This is a genomic window from Nocardia higoensis NBRC 100133 (assembly GCF_000308595.1).
Classification (GTDB): Bacteria; Actinomycetota; Actinomycetes; order Mycobacteriales; family Mycobacteriaceae; genus Nocardia; species Nocardia higoensis.
Genome location: NZ_BAGA01000057.1, coordinates 12,912 through 34,237, shown reverse-complemented (window position 1 = coordinate 34,237; position 21,326 = coordinate 12,912). Strand labels below are relative to the sequence as shown.

Sequence of the window (21,326 nt, the reverse complement as noted above, 5' to 3'; positions counted from 1 at the left end):
GGCGGCCGTCACGGCTCGAAACGGTAGCCGCGTCCTGATTCGGTGATGAGGTAGCGCGGGCGGGAGGGTTCGGGTTCGAGTTTGTGGCGCAGCTGGGTCAGGTAGACCCGCAGGTAGTGGGTCTGGTCGACGTAGGCGGGCCCCCACACCTCGATGAGCAGGTCGCGCTGGGTGACGAGCCTGCCCCGGTTGCGGACCAGCATCGCCAGCATCCCCCATTCGGTCGGGGTCAGGTGCACGTCCACACCGTCGCGGGTGACCTTCTTGGCCATCAGGTCGACGACGAACGCGTCGGTCACCACCCGGGGCTCGGAGAGCTCGGGTGTGGCGGTGGCGCGCCGGACGGCGGCTCGGATGCGGGCCAGGAACTCTTCCATCCCGAACGGCTTGGTGACGTAGTCGTCGGCGCCGGTGTCCAGCGCCGCGACCTTGTCCGCGGCGTCGGTGCGGGCGGACAACACGATCACCGGCGCCGCGCACCAGCCGTGCAGACCGGCCAGCACCTCGATGCCGTCGATATCGGGCAATCCGAGATCGAGCACGATGACATCCGGGTGCTGCTGCGCGGCGGCGCGCAGTGCGCCACGACCGTCGGCAGCGGTGACGACCTCGTAACCGCGGGCGGTGAGGTTGATGCGCAGCGCCCGCAGCATCTGCGGTTCGTCGTCGACGACGAGAATGCGCGTCATGGCCGCACTGCCCTCGGGGCGGGCAGGTCGATCACCATAGTGGTTCCGCCGCCGGGAGTTTCGACAGCGGTCAGGGCACCGCCCATCGCTTCGACGAACCCGCGGGCGACGGTCAGGCCGAGCCCCGCTCCCCCGGTGCGCTGGTCGCCGGTGCGGGGGAAGGCCGCGAAGACCGTGTCGGCGACGGCGTCACCGAGACCGGGCCCGTGATCGGCGACGGTGATGACGGTGCGCTGACCGGAGGTGTCGGCGCACACCCGGATCGGACCACTCGGCGCGTAGCGCAGGGCGTTGTGGAACAGGTTGGCCAGTACCCGTTCCAGCAGCGCGCCGTCGGCACTGACCAGGGTGTCGTCGTCGACATCGATCGCGAATCGGGCGATCACCGACGGCTCGGGCCGGGCGCCGGTGAGGGTCAGCAGCGCCGAATGGACGACTTCGTCGACGTAGACCGGCCGCGGGTGAGCGGTGACCACCCCGGCGGCCAGCCGGGACGAGTCGAGCAGATTCGCCACCAACCGGGAGAGCTGGTCGGTGGATTCCTCGATGGTCGCCAGCAGTTCGGCGGTGTCCTCCGGGGAGAAATCGACGTCGGTGCTGCGCAGGCTGGAGACCGCCACCTTGACCGCGGCCAGCGGGGTGCGCAGATCGTGGCCGACCGCGGAGAGCAGCAGCCTGCGCAGGCGGTCCGTCTCGACGAGCTCACGCGCGCGGGCGGCTTCGGCGGCGAGTTCGCGTTCGCGCATCAGGCCGGCGGCCTGACCGGCGACGGCGAGCAGGATGCGCCGGTCGCGGGGGCGCAAGCGCGGACCCGACAGCAGCAGCGCGTACGAGCTGTCGTCGAGTTCACCGACGGTATCGGCGGTTTCGACGGTCGCCGGGGGCGAGGCGCCCGCCGTGCCGAGCACCTCCGGGCCGTTCTCACCGGTGCGCACCAGCGCCACCCCGCGCTGGGCATAGGTTTCGCGCACCTTCTCCAGCAGGGCGGGCACATCGGCGCCACGCAGCACGGCTTCGGCGAACACGGTGAGCAGGTCGGCCTCCCTGGCGGCGATCCTGGCCTCGCGCGCACGGGCGGCGGAGGTGTCGACCAGTGCGGCAACGGCGACCGACACCACCAGCAGGACCACGGTCGTGACGAAATTGGCCGGCTCGGCGATCGTGAGGCTGTAGCGCGGCTCGGTGAAGAAGAAGTTGAGCAGCAGACCCGACAACAGCGCCGCCACCATCGCCGGGCCGACGCCGCCGAACATCGCCACGGCCAGCACCGCGATGAAGAACAGCGCGGTCATCCCGACCATCTCGGTGAAGTGCACCACCGCGGCCATCAACAGCGTGACCGCACAGGGGATGACGAACGCCGCGACCCAGGCGGTCAGCCGGTGGTCCCGGCGGCCGAACAGCGCCGGACGCGGTCCGCGCATGCGGTGCTCGTGGGTGACCATGTGCACGTCGATCCGCCCCGACCGGCGCACGACGGCCGCGCCGATGCCCTCGTCGATCATGCGGGCCCAGCGTGAGCGCCGCGAGGTGCCGAGCACCAGCTGGGTGGCGTTCACCTGCCGCGCGAAATCGAGCAGCGTGGCGGGCACGTCGTCGCCGACCACGGTGTGCAGGCCCGCGCCGAGGCTGATGGCGAGCTCGCGCACCTTGCCCATCTCCGGCGCCGATACCCCGGCCAGGCCGTCGCCGCGCACGACGTGCACCACCAGCAGTTCGGCGCTGGCCTTGGCCGCGATCCGGCTGGCGCGGCGCACCAGCGTCTCCGATTCCGGGCCACCCGTCACCGCCACGACGACACGTTCGCGGGCTTCCCAGGTGGCGGTGATGGCGTGTTCACCGCGGTACTTCGCCAATGCCAGGTCGACCTGGTCGGCGAGCCACAGCAGGGCGATCTCGCGCAGGGCGGTGAGGTTGCCCTCGCGAAAGTAGTTGCGCAGCGCGGCATCCACTTTCTCCGGCGCGTAGACATTGCCGTGGGCGAGGCGGCGGCGCAGCGCCTGCGGGGTGATGTCGACGAGTTCGATCTGGTCGGCGCGGCGCACGACCTCATCGGGGATCTTCTCGCGCTGCACCACGCCGGTGATCTGCTCCACGACGTCGACGAGCGATTCGAGGTGCTGGATATTGACCGTGGACAACACGTCGATGCCCGCCGCCAGCAGTTCCTCGACGTCCTGCCAGCGTTTGGCGTACCTGCTGCCGGGGATGTTGCTGTGGGCGAGTTCGTCGACCAGCGCGACGGCGGGCTTGCGGGCCAGCACCGCGTCGAGGTCGAGTTCGTCGAACGTCACCCCGCGGTAGGTGATCCGGCGCGGTGGGACGATCTCGAGACCTTCGAGCTGTTCGGCGGTGCGCGCCCTGCCGTGGGTGTCCACGATGGCGACCACCACATCGCCGCCCCGGCTGCGCCGCCGATGCGCTTCACCCAGCATCGCGTAGGTCTTGCCGGCACCGGGCGCGGCGCCGAGATAGATCCTCAGCTGCCCGCGCCGCGGTGCGGACACCTCCCGGTCGGCAGTGCTCACCCCGACATCATCCACCCGAACGGCTACCGCAGTCAGGAGCTGTCCGTCCCAGCGCAGCGTTGAGCGTGGGCACCGTGACCCGCTCGGCCCCGAGGAAGCCCCACTGGCGGCCCTCGGTGTGTTCGGCGACCAGCTCGCGCACCCGGTCCTCGCTCAACCCGTTGGCCCGGGCGACCCGCGGCACCTGCAGGGCCGCGTAGGCCGGTGAGATGTCCGGATCGACACCGGAGCCCGACCCGGTGACCGCGTCGACCGGCACCTGGTCCGGACCGACGCCCTCGCGTGCCGCGATCGCCGCGCGCCGCTGCTCGATCCAGCTTGCCAGCAGCTCGCTGCTCGGCCCCTGGTTCGAGGGCAGCGCCGCCGCCGGGTCACCGGTGGCGAAGGCATCGCCGGCGGCGACCGAGCCGACCGAACGCGGGTGGAAGTACGGGTCGGGCCCCTTGGCCGGCGCCGCCGGATCCACCCCGATCAGCTCGCTGCCGATCACACAGCCCGCGGTGTCGGTCAGCGCCGACCCCTCGGCGGAATCGGCGCCGAGGCGCGAGATCGTCCACACCGCCGCCGGATACACCCCGCCCACCACGACGGTGAACAGCAACAGCACCACCAGACCCGCCCGGGTCTGCCTGGCCAGATCCCTCGATACCGTGCCGAACCGCATGGCCGATCACCCGATTCCCGGAACGAGGCGCACCACGAGGTCGATCAGCCAGATCCCGAGGAACGGTGTGATCACCCCGCCGACGCCGTAGATCATCAGATTGCGGCCGAGCAGCGCCGAGGCGCCGGACGGCCGGTAACGGACCCCTCTGAGCGCCAGCGGGATCAAGGCCACGATCACCAGCGCGTTGAAGATCACCGACGACAGGATCGCCGATTGCGGCGTGGCCAGGCCCAGGACGTTCAGCGCCGACAGCTGCGGATAGACACCGCTGAACAGCGCGGGCAGGATCGCGAAGTACTTGGCGAGATCGTTGGCCAGCGAGAACGTGGTCAGCGCGCCCCGGGTGATCAGCAACTGCTTGCCGATCTCCACGATCTCGATCAGCTTGGTCGGATCGGAGTCCAGATCGACCATGTTGCCCGCCTCTTTGGCGGCCGAGGTACCGGTGTTCATCGCCACGCCCACGTCGGCCTGGGCCAGCGCGGGGGCATCGTTGGTGCCGTCACCGGTCATCGCGACCAGGCGACCGGACTGCTGCTCGGCGCGGATGAGCGCGAGCTTGTCCTCCGGGGCGGCTTCGGCGAGAAAGTCGTCGACACCCGCTTGTGTGGCAATGGATTTCGCCGTGAGCGGATTGTCGCCGGTGACCATGACGGTGCGGATGCCCATGGCGCGCAACCGCGCGAAGCGCTCGGCCATACCGGGTTTCACCACATCCGACAGTTCCACCACGCCGAGTACGCCGGTGCCCGCCTGGTCGGCGCGCGCGACCACCAGCGGCGTGGCTCCGGCCCGGGCGATCGCCTCGACGGCTTCGGTGATCGTCTCGGGCACCGGGCCGCCACGTTCGCGCACCCAGCGGATCACCGCGTCGGCGGCGCCCTTGCGGACCAGGACCGGCGCGCCGGCGGCGTCGAGGTCCAGACCGCTCATCCGGGTGTTCGCACTGAACGCGACGAACTCGGCGCGGTTCTCGGCGGCGTCGGCCGTCGGATCGAGCCCGTAGCGATCGGCGCACAGTTCGACGATGCTGCGGCCTTCGGGGGTGTCGTCGGCCAGGCTGGACAGCCGGGCAGCGGCGGCCAGCTCGGACTCCTCGACGCCGGGCGCCGGATGCAGGGCGGTGGCGCGCCGGTTGCCGAAGGTGATCGTGCCGGTCTTGTCCAGCAGCAGCGTGTCGATATCACCCGCGGCCTCGACCGCGCGACCGGACTTGGCCAGCACATTGCGCTGCACCAGCCGGTCCATGCCCGCGATGCCGATGGCCGAGAGCAACGCGCCGATCGTGGTCGGGATCAGGCACACCAGCAGGGCGATCAGTTCGATCGGCCCCTGCTGGGCCCCGGCATAGGCGGTCATCGGGCCGAGCGCGACGACGGCGAGCACGAACACGATGGTCAGCGCGGCCAGCAGGATGTTCAGCGCGATCTCGTTGGGTGTCTTCTGCCTGGACGCGCCCTCGACGAGCGCGATCATGCGATCGACGAAGGTCTGTCCCGGCTGCGCGGTGATCCGGACGACGATGCGGTCCGACAGCACGGTCGTGCCGCCGGTCACCGCGCAGCGGTCACCCCCTGATTCGCGGATCACCGGCGCGGACTCGCCGGTGATCGCGGATTCGTCGACCGTGGCGATGCCCTCGATCACGTCGCCGTCGCCGGGAACGGGCTCACCCGCCTCGACCACGACCCGGTCCCCGAGGCACAGCTCGGTGGCGGACACCCGTTCCTCGCCGTCGCCGACGAGCCTGCGCGCGGTCATCTCGCGTTTTGTCCTGCGCAGTGTTGCGGCCTGCGCCTTGCCGCGCCCCTCGGCCACCGACTCGGCGAGGTTGGCGAACAGGACGGTGAACCACAGCCAGGCGGCGATGGACCACGCGAACACACTGGGTTCGACGATCGCGGCAACAGTGGTGATCACCGAGCCGGCGAGCACGACGAACATCACCGGATTGCGGGCCATCCGGCGCGGATCCAGTTTGGCGACGACACCCGGTAGCGCGCCGGCCAGCTGTCGCGGCTCGAGCATCGCGCGGCCCGCGGGTACCGGTCGCGCCCGGATGGATTTCCGCTCGGGAGCCGTGGTCTGCTCCGAGACGGGTTTCTCCTTGGACAGAGGGATCATTGCAGTGCCTCCGCGATCGGCCCCAGGGCTAGGACGGGGAAGAAGGTGAGTGCCGCGACCAGCACGGTGGTACCGGTGAGCAGTCCGGTGAAGGCCGGCCCCGCGGTGGGCAGGGTGCCCGCGCTCGCCGGTGTGCGTTGCTGCGAGGCCAGCGAACCGGCCAGCGCGAGCACGAACAGGATCGGCAGGAACCGGCCGAGCAGCATGCTCACGCCCAGTGCGGACTGGAACCAGTCGCTGGTGACCGTCAGGCCGCCGAAGGCGCTGCCGTTGTTGTTCGACGCCGAGGCGAAGGCGTACAGGACCTCGGTGAACCCGTGGATCGCCCCCGGTGTTCCCTGGTCGCCGGAATTGCCGAGCGCCGCGGAGGTCGCGGGCATGATCACCGTGATCGCCGTGCCGACCAGCACCAGCGCCGGCATCACCAGCACCGACAGCGCGGCCAGGGTGATCTCGCGCCTGCGCAGCTTCTTGCCCAGGAACTCCGGGGTACGCCCGACCAGCAGGCCGCCGACGAACACCGCGATCACCGCGAACACGAGCATGCCGTACAGCCCGGTGCCGACGCCGCCGGGCGCGATCTCCCCGAACAGCATGTTCAGCAGCACCGCGCCGCCACCCAGGGGCGACATGCTGTCGTGCGCGGAATTCACCGCACCGGTACTGGTTCCGGTGGTCGCCACGGCGAACAGGGCGGAGCCCGGGATGCCGAAGCGGACCTCCTTGCCTTCCATCATGGCTCCCGCCGCGTTGGCGGCGACGCCGCGTGCGCCGGATTCGGCGGCCAGGGTGACCGCGAGCAGACCGCCGAACAGCATGGTCATCACGGCGAGAATCGTCAGGCCCTGGCGGCGGTTGCCGATCAGGGTGCCGAAGGTCCGGGTGAGGGCGACGGGAATGAGCAGGATCGCCAGGATTTCGACGATATTGCTCACGGGAGTCGGGTTCTCGAAAGGATGCGCCGAGTTGGCGGCGAGGATGCCGCCGCCGTTGGTGCCCAGTTCCTTGATCGCCTCCTGCGAGGCGACCGGGGCGAGCGCGATGGTCAGCGGCGCGCCGTCCGGGCCGGTGGCGGTGAAACCACTGCGGTAGGACTGGATGACGCCCTGGCTCAACAGGATCAGCGCGATGACGAAGGCCAGCGGAAGCAGGATGCGCAACGTCCCCCGGGTGAGGTCGACCCAGAAGTTGCCGAGCTCACCGCCGCGCCCGACCCGGACGAGCCCGCGGATCAGCGCGACAGCCACGGCCATGCCGACCGCCGCCGAGACGAAGTTCTGCACGGCCAGCCCGGCGGACTGGGTGAGGTGACTCATCGTGGTCTCGGGGACATAGGACTGCCAGTTGGTGTTGGTGACGAACGACGCGGCGGTGTCGAACGCCATCGCCGGGCTCACCCCGCCGAGCCCGTGGCCGAACGGCAGTACCCCTTGAATCCGTTGCAGGAGATAGAGGAACAGCACACTCGCCAGCGAGAAGCCGAGCACCGCGCCCGCGTAGCCGTACCAGGTCTGCTCGGACCGTGGATCGATGCGGGCCAGCCGGTAGATCAGCGTCTCGATCCGCAGGTCCCCGGATCTGAGGTCACCGTCGGTGGTGTACACCCTGGCCATATAGTCGCCGAGCGGCACATAGAGGATCGCGAGGACTGCCACGACGAAGGCGATCTGCAGTCCCGCGGCGAGAGCGGGAGACATCGGGGCCTCAGAACCTCTCCGGGTCGAGCAGGGCCACCAGCAGGTACACCACCAGAGCGCCCGCGATCAGCACCAATGCCACACTCGTGACTCCGGCGATCGTCATCGGCCGGGCTCCTCGTCACCGTGGGCGCGCCCGTACGGCCCCTGCCCGTCGAGAACCCCGTCCTCCACCGCCCGGCTGTCCGTCGCGCGGCCGTTGAGACCGCGCAGCACCAGCGCACAGGCGAGGAAGGTCGCGAAGATCAACACCACGTAAGCGGCATCGGCCATCTCAATTCCTAGCGTCGAAACACAGACGCCGGTCGGCGCCTCGTTCACACGATGCGCCCGGCCCCGGCGGCCGCCGCGGTTTCATGCGGAATCTTGATGCCGACGCGGATGGTCCTTACGAGTTCTTGATGCCGCGCCGGGCAGGCTCGGCCCCTCCCGGGGAGCGGGCCGCGCAGGCATCAGTCCTTCGAGACCGGTCCGATCCGGCCGCCGTCGACGACGTCGTGCTCGGCAACGCCGACGGCGCGGGGGCCGAAACGACCGAACGGCGTGCGTACCGCGTCGGAGACGTACGCCCGCGGGGTCATCGGGGGTTCCTTGCGTCGGGGTCGGTCAGCGTCTGCCGCGCGATGCGGAAGGCGGTGTTCGCGTCGGGCACACCGCAATAGATCGCCGACTGCAGGATCACTTCCTTGATCTCGTCGTCGGTGAGTCCGTTGGTGCGGGCCGCGCGCAGGTGCATCGCCAGTTCCTCGTGGTGCCCGCGGGCGATCAGCGCGGTGAGCACGGCGACCGAGCGGCTGCGGCGGTCCAGGCCGGGCCTGGTCCAGATGCCGCCCCAGGCGTAATCGGTGATGAATTCCTGGAATTCGCGGGTCAGGTCGGTGATGGCGGCCGTCGCGCGGTCGACGTGCTCGTCGCCGAGAACGGCCCGGCGCACGGCCATTCCGGCTGCCCGCCGCTCGGCGATCGTGCGGGAATCCCCCTCTTTCGCCGACTCCACGACGGCGGTCGCGCCCGCGGCGAGCGTCCCGGGATCTCCGAGGCCGGCGGCCCCGTCCGCGGCGCGAGCAGCGCCTGCGAGCGAGGAGCCGCCCGAAGCCGACGCGGCATCCGCCTCCGGGCCGACGCGCGCGGATTCGATACCGGCTGCCCGCAGGATGATTCGAGCCGTGTCGGCAGGCGCCTCGGCCGGGGCCAGGTGGGCGACCCGGTCGAGCACGATCAGCCGGCCGTCGCCGACCCCGTGCGCGAGTTCGGCCATCGCGGCGACCGGAGTGGCCTGGTCGTAGGCGCCTGCCAAGGCGACTACCGGCGTGTCGATCCGCTGCAGCTCGGCGCGCACGTCGAAGGTCGCCAGCGCCTGGCACACTGCGGCGTACCCGTGACGATCCGTGTGCTGCAGTGAATGCAGCAGTGCGACAGCCCTTTCCGGATGCGCGTCGACGAAGCCGGGCGCGAACCAGCGCTTGGCGGAACCCTCCACCATGACCGGCGTGCCCGCGCCGCGGACGAGTTCGGCGCGCTCGCGCCACATCGCCTCGTCACCGATGCGGGCGGCCGTGCAGGCCAGGACGGCCGCGGTGATCCGCGCGGGGTGGTCGAGCAGGAGTTGCTGGCCGACACATCCGCCGACGGAATCACCCGCGTAGACGAAACTGCCGCCGGGCGTTCCGCGTTCGGCGAGCACGCCGTCGACGAACACGCGCACTCCCTCGGCGAGTTCGGCCATGGTGAACCCGCCGGTGATCTCGGCGGTGTTGTGGCCGTGGCCGGGCAGATCCCAGCCGATCACGTGGAAGTGCTCGCCGAGCAGTTCGGCGGCGGCCGACCACAGGGCCACGGCGGAGGTGCCGAGCGAGGGTCCGCAGACCAGTAACGGCAGCTCGGCGGACCCGCCGAGCTGCACGCCGGTGATGGCAGGGATCGTCATCGCGCACCTCCGAGGCGCGTGCGGCCATCGGAGCGGGCGCGGTCACCGGATCTGCCGGTGGTGAGCAGTTCACCGGAACGGGCCCGGCCGAGGATCTCGTCGATCAGCACGTCGGCGCTGCCGAGGTAGTGGGCCGGGTCGAAGTCGGGCTCCCCGGAGCTCTCGACGAGTTCGGTGAGGCTGCGTTGTTCGGCGAGCAGCGCGGATCCGGCGGTCTGGACCAGGCGGGCCATGCGGCCGGTGTCGACGTGCAGGCCGGCCAGCAGTTCGGCGGTCTGGTCCGCGGCGGTCACCGCGTGCCGGGCGAGCTGGGCCAGGGCGGGCCATTCGGTGTGCCAGGCGCCGTCGGGGCGTTCGTCGGCGGCGCAGGCGGCGGCGAGATGGAGCTGAGCGGCCAGGCCGGGACTGGTCGTCGCGGCGCGACGGATGAGGACCGACAGGATCGGGTTGGCCTTCTGGGGCATGGTCGAGGAGCCGCCGCGGCCGGGGCCCGCCGGTTCGGCGAGTTCGGCGATCTCGGGTCGGGCCAGGATCAGCACGTCGCCCGCGATGCGACCCCAGGCGTCGGTGGCCGTGGTGAGGGCGTCGGCGATGCGGGTGAAGGGGGCGCGCGCGGTGTGCCACGGGGGTGTCCAGGCGAGGTCGAGCCGGGCGGCCGTGACACGGGCCAGGGCGATGGCGTCGCCGTGGCCGCCGGTCAGGCGCAGCAGTTCGGCCGGTGCGGCCAGAGTGCCTGCGGCGCCACCGATCTGGACGGCCAGCAGGTCGCGGGCGCGGAGCAGGTCGTCGCGGGCCTCGAGGACACCGTGCAGCCACTGGGCGGCTTTCAGGCCGAAGGTGATCGGGACGGCGTGCTGGGTGAGGGTGCGCCCGGCCATCGGGTCGGCGCGATGCCGTTCGGCGAGCTGGACGAGCGCTTCGACCTGCCGGTGCAAGCCCGCGAGCACAGCGTCGGCGGTATCGCGCAGACCGAGCGCGAGGGCGGTGTCGAGGACGTCCTGACTGGTGAGCCCCCGATGCAGCCACCGTGCGGCGTCCGGGTGCTCGGCGGACAGCCGCTCGCGCAACAGGCGCACCAGCGGGATGACCGGGTTGCCGCCCGACTCCGACGCCACGGCGAGTTCGGCCGTGTCGATGTCACCGGCGACCTGGCCGAGCTCGACGGCGGCGGCAGGCGGGGCGATCCCGGCATCGCAGAGCGCTGCCAGCCAGGCGGATTCGACGCGCACCATGTCGCGGACGAGCCGACCGTCGGACAGATGGTCACCCGCGCGGTCGTCGCCCGGCCACAGCAGCGATGGCATCAGCGGTCCCCGTAGTCGAGGAAGACTGTCTCGCCGGGGCCCTGTAGGTGGATGTCGAAGACGAAGCCGTGCGCGTCGGCCCGGGTGACCAGGGTCGCGCGCCGGTCCCGCGGCAGCGTGGACAGCAGCGGATCAGCGGCCGCGGCCTGCTCGTCGAGCGGCAGGTAGGCGCGGGTGAACAGCCGGTGCAGCAGGCCGCGGGCGAACACGGTGATCGCGAAGAACGGCGCCCGGCCGGATTCGGTCGCGCCGGGGCGCACGGTGGTGAAGGAGTAGTGGCCGGTGTCGTCGACCGGAACGCGGCCGAATCCGGTGAAGGTCCAGCCGTCGCGGGCACGCGAGCCCTCGACCTGCGGCACAGTGCCGTTCTCGTCGGCCTGCCACAGTTCGATCAGGGCGTCGGGCACCGGCGCGCCCGCACCGTCGAACACCGTGCCGTGCAGGCGGATCGCGCGGGGATGACCGGCGGGGACCAGGTCGCCGCCGCCGTCGAAGGGCAGGGCGTAGCCGAAGAACGGGCCGACGGTCTGGCCGGGGGTGGGTGCGAGCATGCTCATGCGGTCTCCTCCATCGGGGTACGGCGGCTGCCGGTGAGCACGATGTCCCAGGTGTAGCCGGTAGCCCATTCGTGCCGGGTCACGTCGTGGTCGTAGGTCGCGACCAGGCGTTCGCGGGCGGCGGGGTCGACGATGGACTGGTAGATCGGGTCGAGCGCGAACAGCGGGTCGCCGGGGAAGTACATCTGAGTGACCAGGCGCTGGGTGAAATCGGTGCCGAACAGCGAGAAGTGGATGTGTGCGGGACGCCAGGCGTTGTGGTGGTTCTTCCACGGATACGGGCCGGGCTTGACGGTGGTGAAGCTGTAGCGGCCCTCGTGGTCGGTGAGGGTGCGGCCGACGCCGGTGAAGTTCGGGTCGATCGGGGCCGGGTGCTGATCGCGTTTGTGGATGTAGCGGCCCGCGGCGTTGGCTTGCCAGATCTCGACCAGCTGGTTGCGCACCGGGCGGCCGTCGCCGTCGAGCACCCGGCCGGTCACCACGATCCGCTCGCCGACGGGCTCGCCCGCGGCCTGGATGGTGAGATCGGATTCCAGCCGGGCCACGTCGCGATGGCCGAAGACCGGAGCGAACAGTTCGATCGTCTCGGGGTCGGCGTGGTGCGGGTCCTTGGTCGGGTGCCGCAACAGGCTGCTGCGGTAGGGCGCGTAGTTCAGCCGTGGCTGGTTCTCGACGGTTCCCGCGGCAGCGTATTCGGCGCTGATCACGGCCATCTCCGCATTCATGTCGGCCTGACTCGCCGACGCCGAATCCGGGTCGGGCAGCGGGGCCGCGGGGGTTCGCATGCTCTGGGTCACAGTCCGCACCGTAGCCCCGCCGCCAGGACGCTGACTTGCCTGCGCTTCCGCTGAGCGGAAGGATATTCGCCATGGCAGGCAACTCGAGCCGGCCGGGGCTGTCGGTGACCAGCCGCGCGCTGGCGATTCTCGGCGCGTTCGACCAACGCCACCGGCGGCTCACCCTCACCGAGCTCGCCGACCGCGCCGACCTGCCGTTGCCGACCGCGCACCGGCTGGTCCGCGAACTGCTCGACTGGGGCGCGCTCAGCCGCACCGAGTCCGGCCATTACGTGGTCGGTCGCCGGCTCTGGGACATCGGGCTGCTCGCCCCGGTGCAGTCCGGCCTGCGCCAGATCGCCTCGCCGTACCTGCACGACCTCTACGGCGCGACCCTGGCGACGGTGCATCTCGCGGTGCGCGACGGCCGCGAGGTGCTCTACGTCGACCGGCTCTCCGGCCACACCTCGGTGCCCGTGGTCAGCACCATCGGCTCCCGGCTGCCGCTGTACGCGACCGGGGTCGGCAAGGTGCTGCTCGCGCACGCCCCCGAGGACGTCCGTTCGGCGGTGCTCGCCCACCTGCCGCGCATCACCCCCTACACCGTGAGCCAACCGGGAGTCCTGCGCCGCCAGCTCGACAAGGCGCTCGAGGACGATTACGCCACCACGGTCGAGGAGATGAGCCTGGGGGCGTGCTCGGTGGCGGTTCCGATCCGGTCGGGCGGACAGGTGGTGGCGGCGCTGGGAGTCGTCGTGCCGAGTCTCGACCGGGATCAGGCGCGGCTGGTGAGCGCGTTGCAGGTGGCCGCGCGCGGCATCGGACGCAACATTCCAGGACCGATCACGGCGTGAAGCCGGTTCCGCTGGACGGAAGCGCGGCGTGGTAGTGGCGCCGGTCATAGGCCCAGAATTCCGGCATGTCGCCCTCACGCACCCAGAGCCGCACCCAGATCGCCATCGTTGGCGCGGGCCCCGCCGGGCTCATGCTCTCGCACCTGCTGGCCAGGGCCGGGATCGATTCCGTCGCGATCGACCTGCGCGGCCGCGACGAGATCGAGCAGACCCACCGCGCGGGCATTCTCGAACAGGACTCGGTGGACCTGCTGGTCGACACCGGTGTCTCGGACCGGGTGCACCGCGACGGCTATCGCCACGACGGCATCGAACTCGCCTTCGGCGGAGGCGGGCACCGCATCGACTTCAAAGCCCTGGTCGGCGCCTCGACCCAGCTCTATCCGCAGACCGACGTCTTCGTCGACCTCGCCGACGCCAGGGCCCGCGACGGCGGTGACGTCCGGTTCGGCGTCACCGACGTCTCCGTCGGCGACCTCACCTCCGATTCCCCGTTCGTGCGCTTCACCGACGCCGACGGCGCCGCCCACGAGATCCGCGCGGATTTCCTGGTCGGCGCGGACGGCTCGCGCAGCCTGTGCCGCCACGAGGTCCCCGAGGACCGCAGGCAGCAGTACTTCCGCGAATATCCCTTCGCCTGGTTCGGCATCCTCGTCGAGGCGGCGCCCAGCGCGCCGGAGCTGATCTACAACCACTCGCCGCGCGGCTTCGCCCTGATCAGCCAGCGCACCGAGACGCTGCAGCGCATGTACTTCCAGTGCGACCCCTCCGAGAACGTGGCGGACTGGCCCGAGGACCGGATCTGGGAGGAACTGCAGGCCCGTGTCGGGGCGAACGGCTACTCCCTCGTGGAAGGCAGGATCACCTCGCGGACCGTTCTGCCTTTCCGCAGCTTCGTCCAGGAACCCATGCACTACGGCAGGCTCGTGCTCGCCGGCGACGCCGCGCACACCGTGCCGCCGACCGGCGCCAAGGGTCTCAATCTCGCGCTCGCCGATGTGCGAGTCCTCGCCGAAGAGCTCGAAAGAGCACTCGCTGCAAAGGATCTCGCGCCGCTGGCGAACTACGGTGAACGCGCGCTCAGCCGCGTCTGGAAAGCCCAGCACTTCTCCTACTGGATGACCTCCATGCTGCACACCCTGCCCGAGGCGACCCCGTTCGACGTGCGCAGGCAGATCGGTGAACTGGCGTCGGTCACCGGCTCCACCGCCGGATCGACCTACCTCGCCGAGGCCTACACCGGCTGGCCGGGAGGTCGATGACCATGACACTGCCCCGCCAAGCACCCACCGCCAACCAGCTCGGCACCGACGTCACCGGCTTCCTTCCCGACCCCGCGAGCGTGCCGGGCACCGCGGGCTTCCGCCCCGAGGACGAGCCGGTGTGGCGGCTGGCCGTGGAGAATCTGCACGTGCGCAGCAACGACGTGCACACCGCCTACTCCTACGGCCTGGCCACCGCGCTGTGCGATCTGCACCCGGAGGCCGACCGCGATATCGTCCTGCCCGCGATCATCCTGCACGACACCGGCTGGTCGAAGGTGCCCGAGGCCGAGGTGCTCGAGGCGATCCGCCCCGGCGGCGGCCGCAAAGACCTGGTCATCGCGCACGAGAAGGCGGGCGCGGCGATCGCCGCCGACATCCTGGGCGAGCTCGGCCACGCCCCGGCGAAGATCGACGCGATCGTGGCCATCATCGACGGCCACGATTCCCGGCTCACCTCGCTCTCGCTGGAGGACTCCCTGGTGAAGGACGCCGACAAGCTGTGGCGTCTCACCCCGCACGGGGTCGACACTGTGATGGACTGGTTCGGCCTGACCCGGCGGCAAGCGCACATCCTGATCGGCAGCCGGGTGCACGACCACCTGTTCACCGACGCGGCCAGGACCATCGCCAGGGCCCTCGCCGCGATCGCGACGATCGACAGCACTCCCCAGCGGATCGCGCTCGATTGAGAAAGCGCCCGCGGTCCGCGCGACGACGGCCTCGACTCAGGAGACGTGATGCGCGGTGACGGCCGGACGGTGACCTCCAAGGCGCTCGCCCTGCTCGGCGCCTTCGAATCCGGACCCAACGCCCTCTCGCTCAGCGATCTGGCCGAGTTCGCCGACCTGCCGTTGCCCACCGCGCACCGGCTGGTCGGCGAACTGGTCGAATGGGGTGCGCTCGAACGCGACAACCAGGGCCGCTACACCGTCGGCCTGCGCCTGTGGACCGTCGCCCAGAACGCCGGGCGCCACCTGCGCGACACCGCCCGTCCCTACCTGCAGGACCTGTTCTCCCTCACCCACGAGACCGCCCACATCGCCATCCGCGACGGCGACGAGGCCCTCTACATCGACCGCATCTACGGCTCGACGCGCGTTCCCCGCGCGAGCCGCGTCGGCGGCAGGCTTCCTCTGCACGCCACCGCCGTGGGCAAAGTGCTGCTCGCCTACGAAGAGGACTGGTTCCGCGAGGCCTATCTGGCCCATTCGCTGGAAGCGGCCACCAAGCACACCCACATCAACCCCGGCCGGCTGACCGCCGAGCTGCGCCGCGTTCGCGACGAGGGTTACGCGACCACCATGGAAGAAGTCAGGGAAGGCTCCTGCTCGATCGCCGTGCCGGTGCGCCTGGATCCACACCCCGCGGCGATCGGGCTGGTCATGCTCTCCACGCACGCCGCGACCATGACCAGGCACCTGCCCACGCTGCGCGGCATCGCGCAGCGCATCGAGGCCGCCGCCGCCCGGCCACAGCCCAGTCTGGCCCGCTTCCCCACCCGTTCCGCCCGGCGAACGCGCTGATCAGGGGCCCCGCCCATGCACTTCCGTTGGACGGAAGTGGCGCGTGGACTCGCACAGTGACCCCGAGCACTATGAGGTGACCGTCACACAACGAGGCGTGGCACATGACAGGAGGCCTGATGACGTCGACACACAGCCCGGCCGGCCCGGCCACCGGCTGCCCGGTGCACCACGGCTACGAGCCGTTCGCCCAGAACGACCCGTTCCCCGCCTACGCCGCGCTGCGCGCCGAGGAGCCGGTGATGTTCGACGAGCGGATCGGCTACTGGGTGGTGACCCGCTACGACGACATCAAGGCCGTCTTCGAGGACTGGGAGACCTTCTCCTCCGAGAACGCCCAGGCGCCCGTGCGCGAACGCGGCCCGGAAGCGAAGCGGATCATGGAAGAGGGCGGCTTCACCGCCTACTCCGGTCTGTCCGCCCGGGTTCCCCCGGAGCACACCAGGATTCGCAAGGTGGCCGCCAAGGCGTTCACCCCGCGCCGCTACAAGGTGCTCGAACCGCAGATCCGCGCCAATGTCGTGCGCCTGCTCGAGACCATGCTGGCCCGTCCGGAACGCCGCGGCGACCTGGTGCGCGACCTGGCCTACGACGTCCCCACCATCACCATCCTCACGCTGATCGGCGCGGACGTGAACCAGATCGACACCTTCAAGCGCTGGTCGGACTCCCGTGCCGCGATGACCTGGGGCGATCTGTCCGACGAGGAGCAGATCCCGCACGCCCGCAATCTCGTCGAGTACTGGGCCGAATGCCGCAGGCTGGTCGCCGAGGCGCACGAGACCCGGCCGGACAGCCTGGTCGGCGACATGATCCGCATGCAGGCCGACGGCGACCCGATCACCGATCACGAGATCGCCTCGCTGTGCTACTCGCTGCTGTTCGCCGGCCACGAGACCACCACCACGCTGATCTCGAACGCCCTGCGCGTGCTGCTCTCGCATCCCGATCAGTGGCAGCAGATCGTCGAGGACCCCAGCCGGATCCCCGCCGCCGTCGACGAGGTGCTGCGCTACAGCCCCTCCATCGTCGGCTGGCGCCGAAAGGCACTGCGCGACACGGAGATCGGCGGCGTAACAATCCCGAAGGGCGCCGACATCCTGCTGCTCATGGGATCGGCCAACCGCGACGAGACCCGCTTCGAAGACGCCGACAGCTTCGACATCACCCGGCCGAACGCCCGCGAACACCTGGCCTTCGGCTTCGGCATCCACTACTGCCTCGGCAACATGCTGGCCAAACTGCAGGCGAAGGTCGCGATCGAAGAGGTCGCCCGTCTGGTTCCCGGCCTGCGCCTGGCCGACGACGCCGACATCCGGTTCGGCGACAACCTGTCCTTCCGCGCCCCCGTCGCGGTCCCGGTCACCTGGGAGGTCTGACCCCGTGAACGCCCACTCCGACACGGATTACATCGTCTTCTTCGACAGCGGCCACGAGCCCACGCTCGAACTGCTCGGCGGCAAGTGCGCCTCGCTGGTCTCGATGACCTCCGCCGGTATGCCGGTGCCGCCCGGATTCGCCATGACCACCGCCGCCTACGACGCCTTCGTCACCGGCACCGGCCTGCGCGAGAAGATCACCGCCGCGCTCGCCGAGATCGATCCCGATGATGTCGAGTCCATCGACCGCATCTCCGCGCAGATCCGCGAGTCCATCGAATCCCGCGACGTCCCCGAGGACATGCACGGCGTGTTCCGCGCCGCCTACGACGCGCTGATGTCGCGCTTCCCCGGCGGCGAGGTGCCGGTCGCGGTGCGTTCGTCGGCCACCGCCGAGGATCTGCCCGACGCCAGCTTCGCGGGTCAGCAGGACACCTACCTGTGGCTCACCGGCTACGAGAACGTCCGCGAGCACGTCCGCAAGTGCTGGGCCTCGCTCTACACCAGCCGCGCCATCACCTACCGGCTGCGCAACAACATCCCCGAAGAAGACCTGTCGATGGCCGTGGCCGTGCAGAAGATGGTCAACGCCCGCGCCTCCGGCGTCGCCATGACCCTGGACCCCGCCAACGGCGACCGCTCCAAGATCGTCGTCGACGCCTCCTGGGGCGTCGGGGAGATGGTGGTCTCCGGCCAGGTCACCCCCGACAACATCCTGCTCGACAAGGTGCTGCTGGCGATCGTGCGCCAGCACATCGGCGACAAGCACGCCGAACTCGTGCCCGACCCGGCCACCGGCGCGCTCGTCGAGCGCGAGGTCGAGGCCGGCCGCCGCGAGGTGCGTTGCCTGTCGGACCTCGAACTCCAGGCCGTCGCCACCATGGCCAAGCGCGCCGAAAAGCACTACGGCTGCCCGCAGGACATCGAATGGGCGCTCGACGCCGACCTGCCCGACGGCGAGAACCTGCTGCTGTTGCAGTCGCGCCCCGAAACCGTCCACTCCTGCGCGGCGCCGGCCCCGGCCGCCGCGCCTTCGAAAAGTTCCACCGGCTTCTCCTTCTCCGGACTCTCCGCCCTCAGCGGCCGCTGACCCGAACTCCCGCAAAGGAACACGCATGACCATCGAGCAGACAATGAAGTCTTTCCCGAAGCCCTCGGAGATCGAGGTGCCCGCGGGAGCGGAAGGATGGGAACAGCTCTACCCCTACAACCTCGTCTTCGACAACGCCCCCGGCGGCGACGAGAAGTTCTGGTTCTGCGACAGCCAGCACTGGCCCACCGTGTTCAAGCCCTTCGAGACCATCGGCGGCGAGTTCGCGGTCAAGTGCCTCGGCCAGTACAACACCCGCCACCTGCTCATCCCGCCGGCCAACGGCATCGAGTTCAAGATCCACCTCGGCTACCTCTACATGAGCCCCGTGGCCGTGCCCGAGGATCAGATCGCCGCCCGTGTACCGGAATTCGAGCGCCGCGCCGGTCACTACTTCCAGAACTGGGACGCGCTGCTCGAGGGCTGGCGCAGCAAGGTCAAGGCCACCATCGACGAGATGGAGACCCTCGAGTTCGAGGCTCTGCCCGACGTGGTGCCCTTCGACGACATCGTCTCCGGCAAGGCCATGGACGGCTCGCAGGTGCTCATGGAGAACTACGACCGCCTGATCGCGCTGCTCTACCGCAACTGGCAGTACCACTTCGAGTTCCTGAACCTCGGCTACCTCGCCTACCTGGACTTCTTCGGCTTCTGCAAGGAGGTCTTCCCCGGCATCCCCGACCAGGCCATCGCCAAGATGGTGCAGGGCGTCGACATGGAGCTGTTCCGGCCCGACGACGAGCTCAAGAAGCTCGCCATCGCGGCCGTGGAGATGAACCTGCAGTCCGCCTTCGCCGACACCGACGATGTCGAGGGCACGCTGAACGCCGTGCGCGCGGCCGGTGGCGAGGAATGGCTCGCCGCCTACGAGGCCGCCCAGGACCCGTGGTTCAACTTCACCGTCGGCAACGGCTTCTACGGGCACGACAAGTACTGGAAGGAAAACCAGGAGATCCCGCTCGGGTTCATCGCCGACTACATCCGCCGCGTCGACGAGGGCCAGGACATCATGCGCCCGGTCGAGGAACTGATCGCCGAAAAGGAGCGCATCGTCGCGGAATACCGCGAACTCCTCGCTCCCGACCTGGTCGAGCAGTTCGACGCCAAGCGCGGCCTGGCCGCCACCGCCTACCCCTACGTGGAGAACCACAACTTCTACATCGAGCACTGGACCATGGGCGTGTTCTGGCGCAAGGTCCGCGAACTGGCCCGCGTGTTCACCGAGGCGGGCTTCTGGTCCGACCCCGCCGACATGCTCTACCTCAACCGCAACGAGGTCCGCGACGCCATCTTCGACCTGGTCACCGGCTGGGCCGTCGGCGCCGAGGCGGTCGGCCCGCACTACTGGCCCGCCGAGATCGAACGCCGTCGCGGCATCATCGACGCGTTGAAGACCCGCCGCCCGCAGCCCGCGCTGAACACTCCGCCCGCCGAGATCACCGAGCCCTTCACCATGATGCTCTACGGCATCACCACCGAACAGGTCGAGCAGTGGCTGGCCGGCGACGACAGCGAGGACGGCGCCATCACCGGCATGGCCGCCTCCCCCGGCGTCGTCGAGGGCCCGGCGCGCGTGGTCACCTCCGCCGACCAGCTCTCCGAGGTGCGCGAGGGCGAGATCCTCGTCGCCACCATCACCGCGCCCTCGTGGGGCCCGATCTTCGGCAAGATCAAGGCCACCGTCACCGACATCGGCGGCATGATGAGCCACGCCGCCATCGTCTGCCGCGAATACGGCCTGCCCGCGGTGACCGGCACCGGCTCGGCGTCGACGACGATCACCACCGGCCAGCGCATCCGCGTCGACGGCAACACCGGCCGCGTCGAGATCTTGGAGAACTGAGCCGATGACCCGAACCGTCCTGATCACCGGCGCCGCGGGCGGGCTCGGCCGCGCCTTCGCCGTCGGCTTCGCCGAGCGCGGTCACCGCGTCGCCGTCGCCGATCTCGACACCGACGGCGCGGCCGAGACCGCCCGCCTGGTCGAGAAGGCAGGCGTCGATGCCTGGCACGGCCGCGTCGACGTGACCGATCCCGGCTCCACGGCCGAACTCGCCGCTCAGGTGGCCGAATTCGGCGGCGGCCGCATCGACGTCCTGATCAACAACGCCGCCGTCTACGGCACCGTCACCCGCTCCCGCTTCGAGGACATCGACCCGGCGGAATGGGACCTGGTGATGTCGGTCAACCTCAAGGGCCCCTGGCTGATGACCCGCGCCGCCAGCCCCTACCTGCCCGACGGCGGCCGCGTCGTCAACCTCTCCTCGGCCACCGTCTACAGCGGCTCGGAGAACTGGGCGCACTACGTCGCGTCCAAGGGCGGCGTCATCGCGCTCACCCGGGTCCTGGCCAAGGAGCTGGGACGCCGCTCGATCACCGTCAACGCCATCGCCCCCGGCTTCACCCTCACCGAAGCCAGTCGCGGCCTCATCGACGACGCCGAGTCCTACGGCGTCGACCGCGGCGCGCTGCGGCGCTCCAGCGAACCCGAGGACATCGTCGGCGCCGCGCTCTATCTGGCCGGCCCCGACAGCGGGTTCGTCACCGGACAGACCCTGGTCGTCGACGGCGGCCGCCAGTTCATCTGACCCCGTTCACCTTCCGACCCAGGAGGAACGACATGCCCCAGGTCACCTACACCGACCACACCGGCCGGTCCCGCACCATCACCGCCAAGGTCGGCGACTCCGTCATGGAGACCGCCGTGCGCAACGGCGTGCCCGGCATCGTCGCCGAATGCGGCGGCTCGCTGTCGTGCGCCACCTGCCACGTCTACGTCGACGAGGCCGAGCTGGATTCGCTGCCGCCCATGGCGGAGATGGAGGACGAAATGCTCTGGGGCACCGCCGAAGACCGGCAGGACAACTCCCGGCTGTGCTGCCAGCTGAAGGTCACCGAGAACTTCGACCTGCACGTCACCACCCCCGCCACCCAGGTGTGATCGGT

Annotated in this window: 21 protein-coding genes; 9 read left to right on the top strand and 12 right to left on the bottom strand. The window is 70.3% G+C overall.

Annotated features, from left to right (window positions below; translation table 11 throughout):
• Positions 1–8: 8 nt before the first annotated feature.
• From ON26_RS07085 to pcaH, 12 genes are all read right to left on the bottom strand, one after another.
• A complete protein-coding gene (locus tag ON26_RS07085) occupies positions 9–689 on the bottom strand; it encodes a response regulator (RefSeq protein ID WP_040795190.1) in 681 nt (226 codons plus the stop codon).
• Positions 686–3,232, bottom strand: a complete 2,547-nt coding sequence (locus ON26_RS07080) for a sensor histidine kinase (protein WP_373280927.1) — start codon at positions 3,230–3,232, stop codon at positions 686–688. Before ON26_RS07080 ends, ON26_RS07085 begins: the two co-directional genes overlap by 4 nt.
• On the bottom strand, positions 3,225–3,881 hold the full coding sequence (locus ON26_RS07075; RefSeq protein WP_040795189.1) for a potassium-transporting ATPase subunit C: 657 nt from the start codon (positions 3,879–3,881) through the stop codon (positions 3,225–3,227). The genes ON26_RS07080 and ON26_RS07075 overlap by 8 nt, the downstream gene beginning before the upstream one ends.
• A gap of 6 nt (positions 3,882–3,887) precedes the next feature.
• Entirely contained in the window at positions 3,888–6,008 is a 2,121-nt protein-coding gene (gene kdpB / locus ON26_RS07070; protein WP_040795188.1) for a potassium-transporting ATPase subunit KdpB, read from the bottom strand.
• Positions 6,005–7,705 (bottom strand): potassium-transporting ATPase subunit KdpA, encoded by a 1,701-nt coding sequence (gene kdpA / locus ON26_RS07065; RefSeq protein WP_040795187.1) that lies wholly within the window; start codon positions 7,703–7,705, stop codon positions 6,005–6,007. Before kdpA ends, kdpB begins: the two co-directional genes overlap by 4 nt.
• Positions 7,706–7,712: 7 nt before the next feature.
• Positions 7,713–7,811: a K(+)-transporting ATPase subunit F gene (kdpF, locus tag ON26_RS32110; RefSeq protein WP_083883841.1), complete on the bottom strand. Its 99-nt coding sequence runs from the start codon at positions 7,809–7,811 to the stop codon at positions 7,713–7,715.
• Positions 7,808–7,978, bottom strand: coding sequence for a hypothetical protein (locus ON26_RS33185; protein ID WP_157171808.1), 171 nt, complete (start codon positions 7,976–7,978; stop codon positions 7,808–7,810). Before ON26_RS33185 ends, kdpF begins: the two co-directional genes overlap by 4 nt.
• 179 nt (positions 7,979–8,157) lie before the next feature.
• Positions 8,158–8,286 (bottom strand): hypothetical protein, encoded by a 129-nt coding sequence (locus ON26_RS34880; protein WP_281032369.1) that lies wholly within the window; start codon positions 8,284–8,286, stop codon positions 8,158–8,160.
• Positions 8,283–9,632, bottom strand: coding sequence for a bifunctional 3-oxoadipate enol-lactonase/4-carboxymuconolactone decarboxylase PcaDC (gene pcaDC, locus ON26_RS34445; RefSeq protein WP_040795186.1), 1,350 nt, complete (start codon positions 9,630–9,632; stop codon positions 8,283–8,285). The genes ON26_RS34880 and pcaDC overlap by 4 nt, the downstream gene beginning before the upstream one ends.
• Positions 9,629–10,936, bottom strand: coding sequence for a lyase family protein (locus ON26_RS07055; RefSeq protein ID WP_083883839.1), 1,308 nt, complete (start codon positions 10,934–10,936; stop codon positions 9,629–9,631). Before ON26_RS07055 ends, pcaDC begins: the two co-directional genes overlap by 4 nt.
• Positions 10,936–11,493: a protocatechuate 3,4-dioxygenase subunit alpha gene (gene pcaG, locus ON26_RS07050; RefSeq protein ID WP_040795185.1), complete on the bottom strand. Its 558-nt coding sequence runs from the start codon at positions 11,491–11,493 to the stop codon at positions 10,936–10,938. Before pcaG ends, ON26_RS07055 begins: the two co-directional genes overlap by 1 nt.
• Positions 11,490–12,278, bottom strand: coding sequence for a protocatechuate 3,4-dioxygenase subunit beta (gene pcaH, locus ON26_RS07045; RefSeq protein ID WP_040795184.1), 789 nt, complete (start codon positions 12,276–12,278; stop codon positions 11,490–11,492). The genes pcaG and pcaH overlap by 4 nt, the downstream gene beginning before the upstream one ends.
• Before the next feature lie 83 nt (positions 12,279–12,361).
• Here pcaH and ON26_RS07040 point away from each other — a divergent pair, with 83 nt between their 5' ends.
• From ON26_RS07040 to ON26_RS07000, 9 genes are all read left to right on the top strand, one after another.
• Positions 12,362–13,123 carry an IclR family transcriptional regulator gene (locus ON26_RS07040; protein WP_040795183.1) on the top strand — a complete coding sequence of 254 codons (762 nt, stop codon included), beginning with the start codon at positions 12,362–12,364 and terminating at the stop codon, positions 13,121–13,123.
• A 65-nt stretch (positions 13,124–13,188) separates the two neighbouring features.
• Positions 13,189–14,385: a 4-hydroxybenzoate 3-monooxygenase gene (locus tag ON26_RS07035; protein WP_040795182.1), complete on the top strand. Its 1,197-nt coding sequence runs from the start codon at positions 13,189–13,191 to the stop codon at positions 14,383–14,385.
• Positions 14,382–15,077 carry an HD domain-containing protein gene (locus ON26_RS07030; RefSeq protein ID WP_245545754.1) on the top strand — a complete coding sequence of 232 codons (696 nt, stop codon included), beginning with the start codon at positions 14,382–14,384 and terminating at the stop codon, positions 15,075–15,077. The genes ON26_RS07035 and ON26_RS07030 overlap by 4 nt, the downstream gene beginning before the upstream one ends.
• A gap of 48 nt (positions 15,078–15,125) precedes the next feature.
• Positions 15,126–15,911, top strand: a complete 786-nt coding sequence (locus tag ON26_RS07025) for an IclR family transcriptional regulator (protein WP_040795181.1) — start codon at positions 15,126–15,128, stop codon at positions 15,909–15,911.
• Positions 15,912–16,030: 119 nt separating this feature from the next.
• The gene (locus tag ON26_RS07020) at positions 16,031–17,290 is read left to right on the top strand and encodes a cytochrome P450 (RefSeq protein ID WP_040795180.1); all 1,260 of its coding nucleotides are present in this window, start codon (positions 16,031–16,033) and stop codon (positions 17,288–17,290) included.
• Between the two features lie 4 nt (positions 17,291–17,294).
• A complete protein-coding gene (locus ON26_RS07015) occupies positions 17,295–18,380 on the top strand; it encodes a PEP/pyruvate-binding domain-containing protein (RefSeq protein ID WP_040795179.1) in 1,086 nt (361 codons plus the stop codon).
• A 25-nt stretch (positions 18,381–18,405) separates the two neighbouring features.
• Entirely contained in the window at positions 18,406–20,223 is a 1,818-nt protein-coding gene (locus tag ON26_RS07010) for a PEP-utilizing enzyme (protein WP_040795178.1), read from the top strand.
• Positions 20,224–20,227: 4 nt separating this feature from the next.
• A complete protein-coding gene (locus tag ON26_RS07005) occupies positions 20,228–20,968 on the top strand; it encodes an SDR family NAD(P)-dependent oxidoreductase (protein WP_040795177.1) in 741 nt (246 codons plus the stop codon).
• 32 nt (positions 20,969–21,000) lie between these two features.
• Entirely contained in the window at positions 21,001–21,321 is a 321-nt protein-coding gene (locus tag ON26_RS07000) for a 2Fe-2S iron-sulfur cluster-binding protein (RefSeq protein WP_040795176.1), read from the top strand.
• Positions 21,322–21,326 lie beyond the last annotated feature (5 nt).

Excerpts from the sequence above, each read along its gene's own strand:
- ON26_RS07035 (WP_040795182.1), top strand. The coding sequence starts at position 13,189 with ATGTCGCCCTCACGCACCCAGAGCCGCACCCAGATCGCCATCGTTGGC.
- ON26_RS34880 (WP_281032369.1), bottom strand. The coding sequence starts at position 8,286 with ATGACCCCGCGGGCGTACGTCTCCGACGCGGTACGCACGCCGTTCGGT.
- kdpF (WP_083883841.1), bottom strand. The coding sequence starts at position 7,811 with ATGACGATCGCCGGAGTCACGAGTGTGGCATTGGTGCTGATCGCGGGC.
- ON26_RS07000 (WP_040795176.1), top strand. The coding sequence starts at position 21,001 with ATGCCCCAGGTCACCTACACCGACCACACCGGCCGGTCCCGCACCATC.
- ON26_RS07075 (WP_040795189.1), bottom strand. The coding sequence starts at position 3,881 with ATGCGGTTCGGCACGGTATCGAGGGATCTGGCCAGGCAGACCCGGGCG.
- ON26_RS07005 (WP_040795177.1), top strand. The coding sequence starts at position 20,228 with ATGACCCGAACCGTCCTGATCACCGGCGCCGCGGGCGGGCTCGGCCGC.
- ON26_RS07030 (WP_245545754.1), top strand. The coding sequence starts at position 14,382 with ATGACCATGACACTGCCCCGCCAAGCACCCACCGCCAACCAGCTCGGC.
- kdpB (WP_040795188.1), bottom strand. The coding sequence starts at position 6,008 with ATGATCCCTCTGTCCAAGGAGAAACCCGTCTCGGAGCAGACCACGGCT.
- ON26_RS07010 (WP_040795178.1), top strand. The coding sequence starts at position 18,406 with ATGACCATCGAGCAGACAATGAAGTCTTTCCCGAAGCCCTCGGAGATC.
- pcaH (WP_040795184.1), bottom strand. The coding sequence starts at position 12,278 with ATGCGAACCCCCGCGGCCCCGCTGCCCGACCCGGATTCGGCGTCGGCG.
- pcaDC (WP_040795186.1), bottom strand. The coding sequence starts at position 9,632 with ATGACGATCCCTGCCATCACCGGCGTGCAGCTCGGCGGGTCCGCCGAG.
- ON26_RS07055 (WP_083883839.1), bottom strand. The coding sequence starts at position 10,936 with ATGCCATCGCTGCTGTGGCCGGGCGACGACCGCGCGGGTGACCATCTG.
- ON26_RS07085 (WP_040795190.1), bottom strand. The coding sequence starts at position 689 with ATGACGCGCATTCTCGTCGTCGACGACGAACCGCAGATGCTGCGGGCG.
- ON26_RS07020 (WP_040795180.1), top strand. The coding sequence starts at position 16,031 with ATGACGTCGACACACAGCCCGGCCGGCCCGGCCACCGGCTGCCCGGTG.
- kdpA (WP_040795187.1), bottom strand. The coding sequence starts at position 7,705 with ATGTCTCCCGCTCTCGCCGCGGGACTGCAGATCGCCTTCGTCGTGGCA.
- ON26_RS07025 (WP_040795181.1), top strand. The coding sequence starts at position 15,126 with ATGCGCGGTGACGGCCGGACGGTGACCTCCAAGGCGCTCGCCCTGCTC.
- ON26_RS07040 (WP_040795183.1), top strand. The coding sequence starts at position 12,362 with ATGGCAGGCAACTCGAGCCGGCCGGGGCTGTCGGTGACCAGCCGCGCG.
- pcaG (WP_040795185.1), bottom strand. The coding sequence starts at position 11,493 with ATGAGCATGCTCGCACCCACCCCCGGCCAGACCGTCGGCCCGTTCTTC.
- ON26_RS33185 (WP_157171808.1), bottom strand. The coding sequence starts at position 7,978 with ATGGCCGATGCCGCTTACGTGGTGTTGATCTTCGCGACCTTCCTCGCC.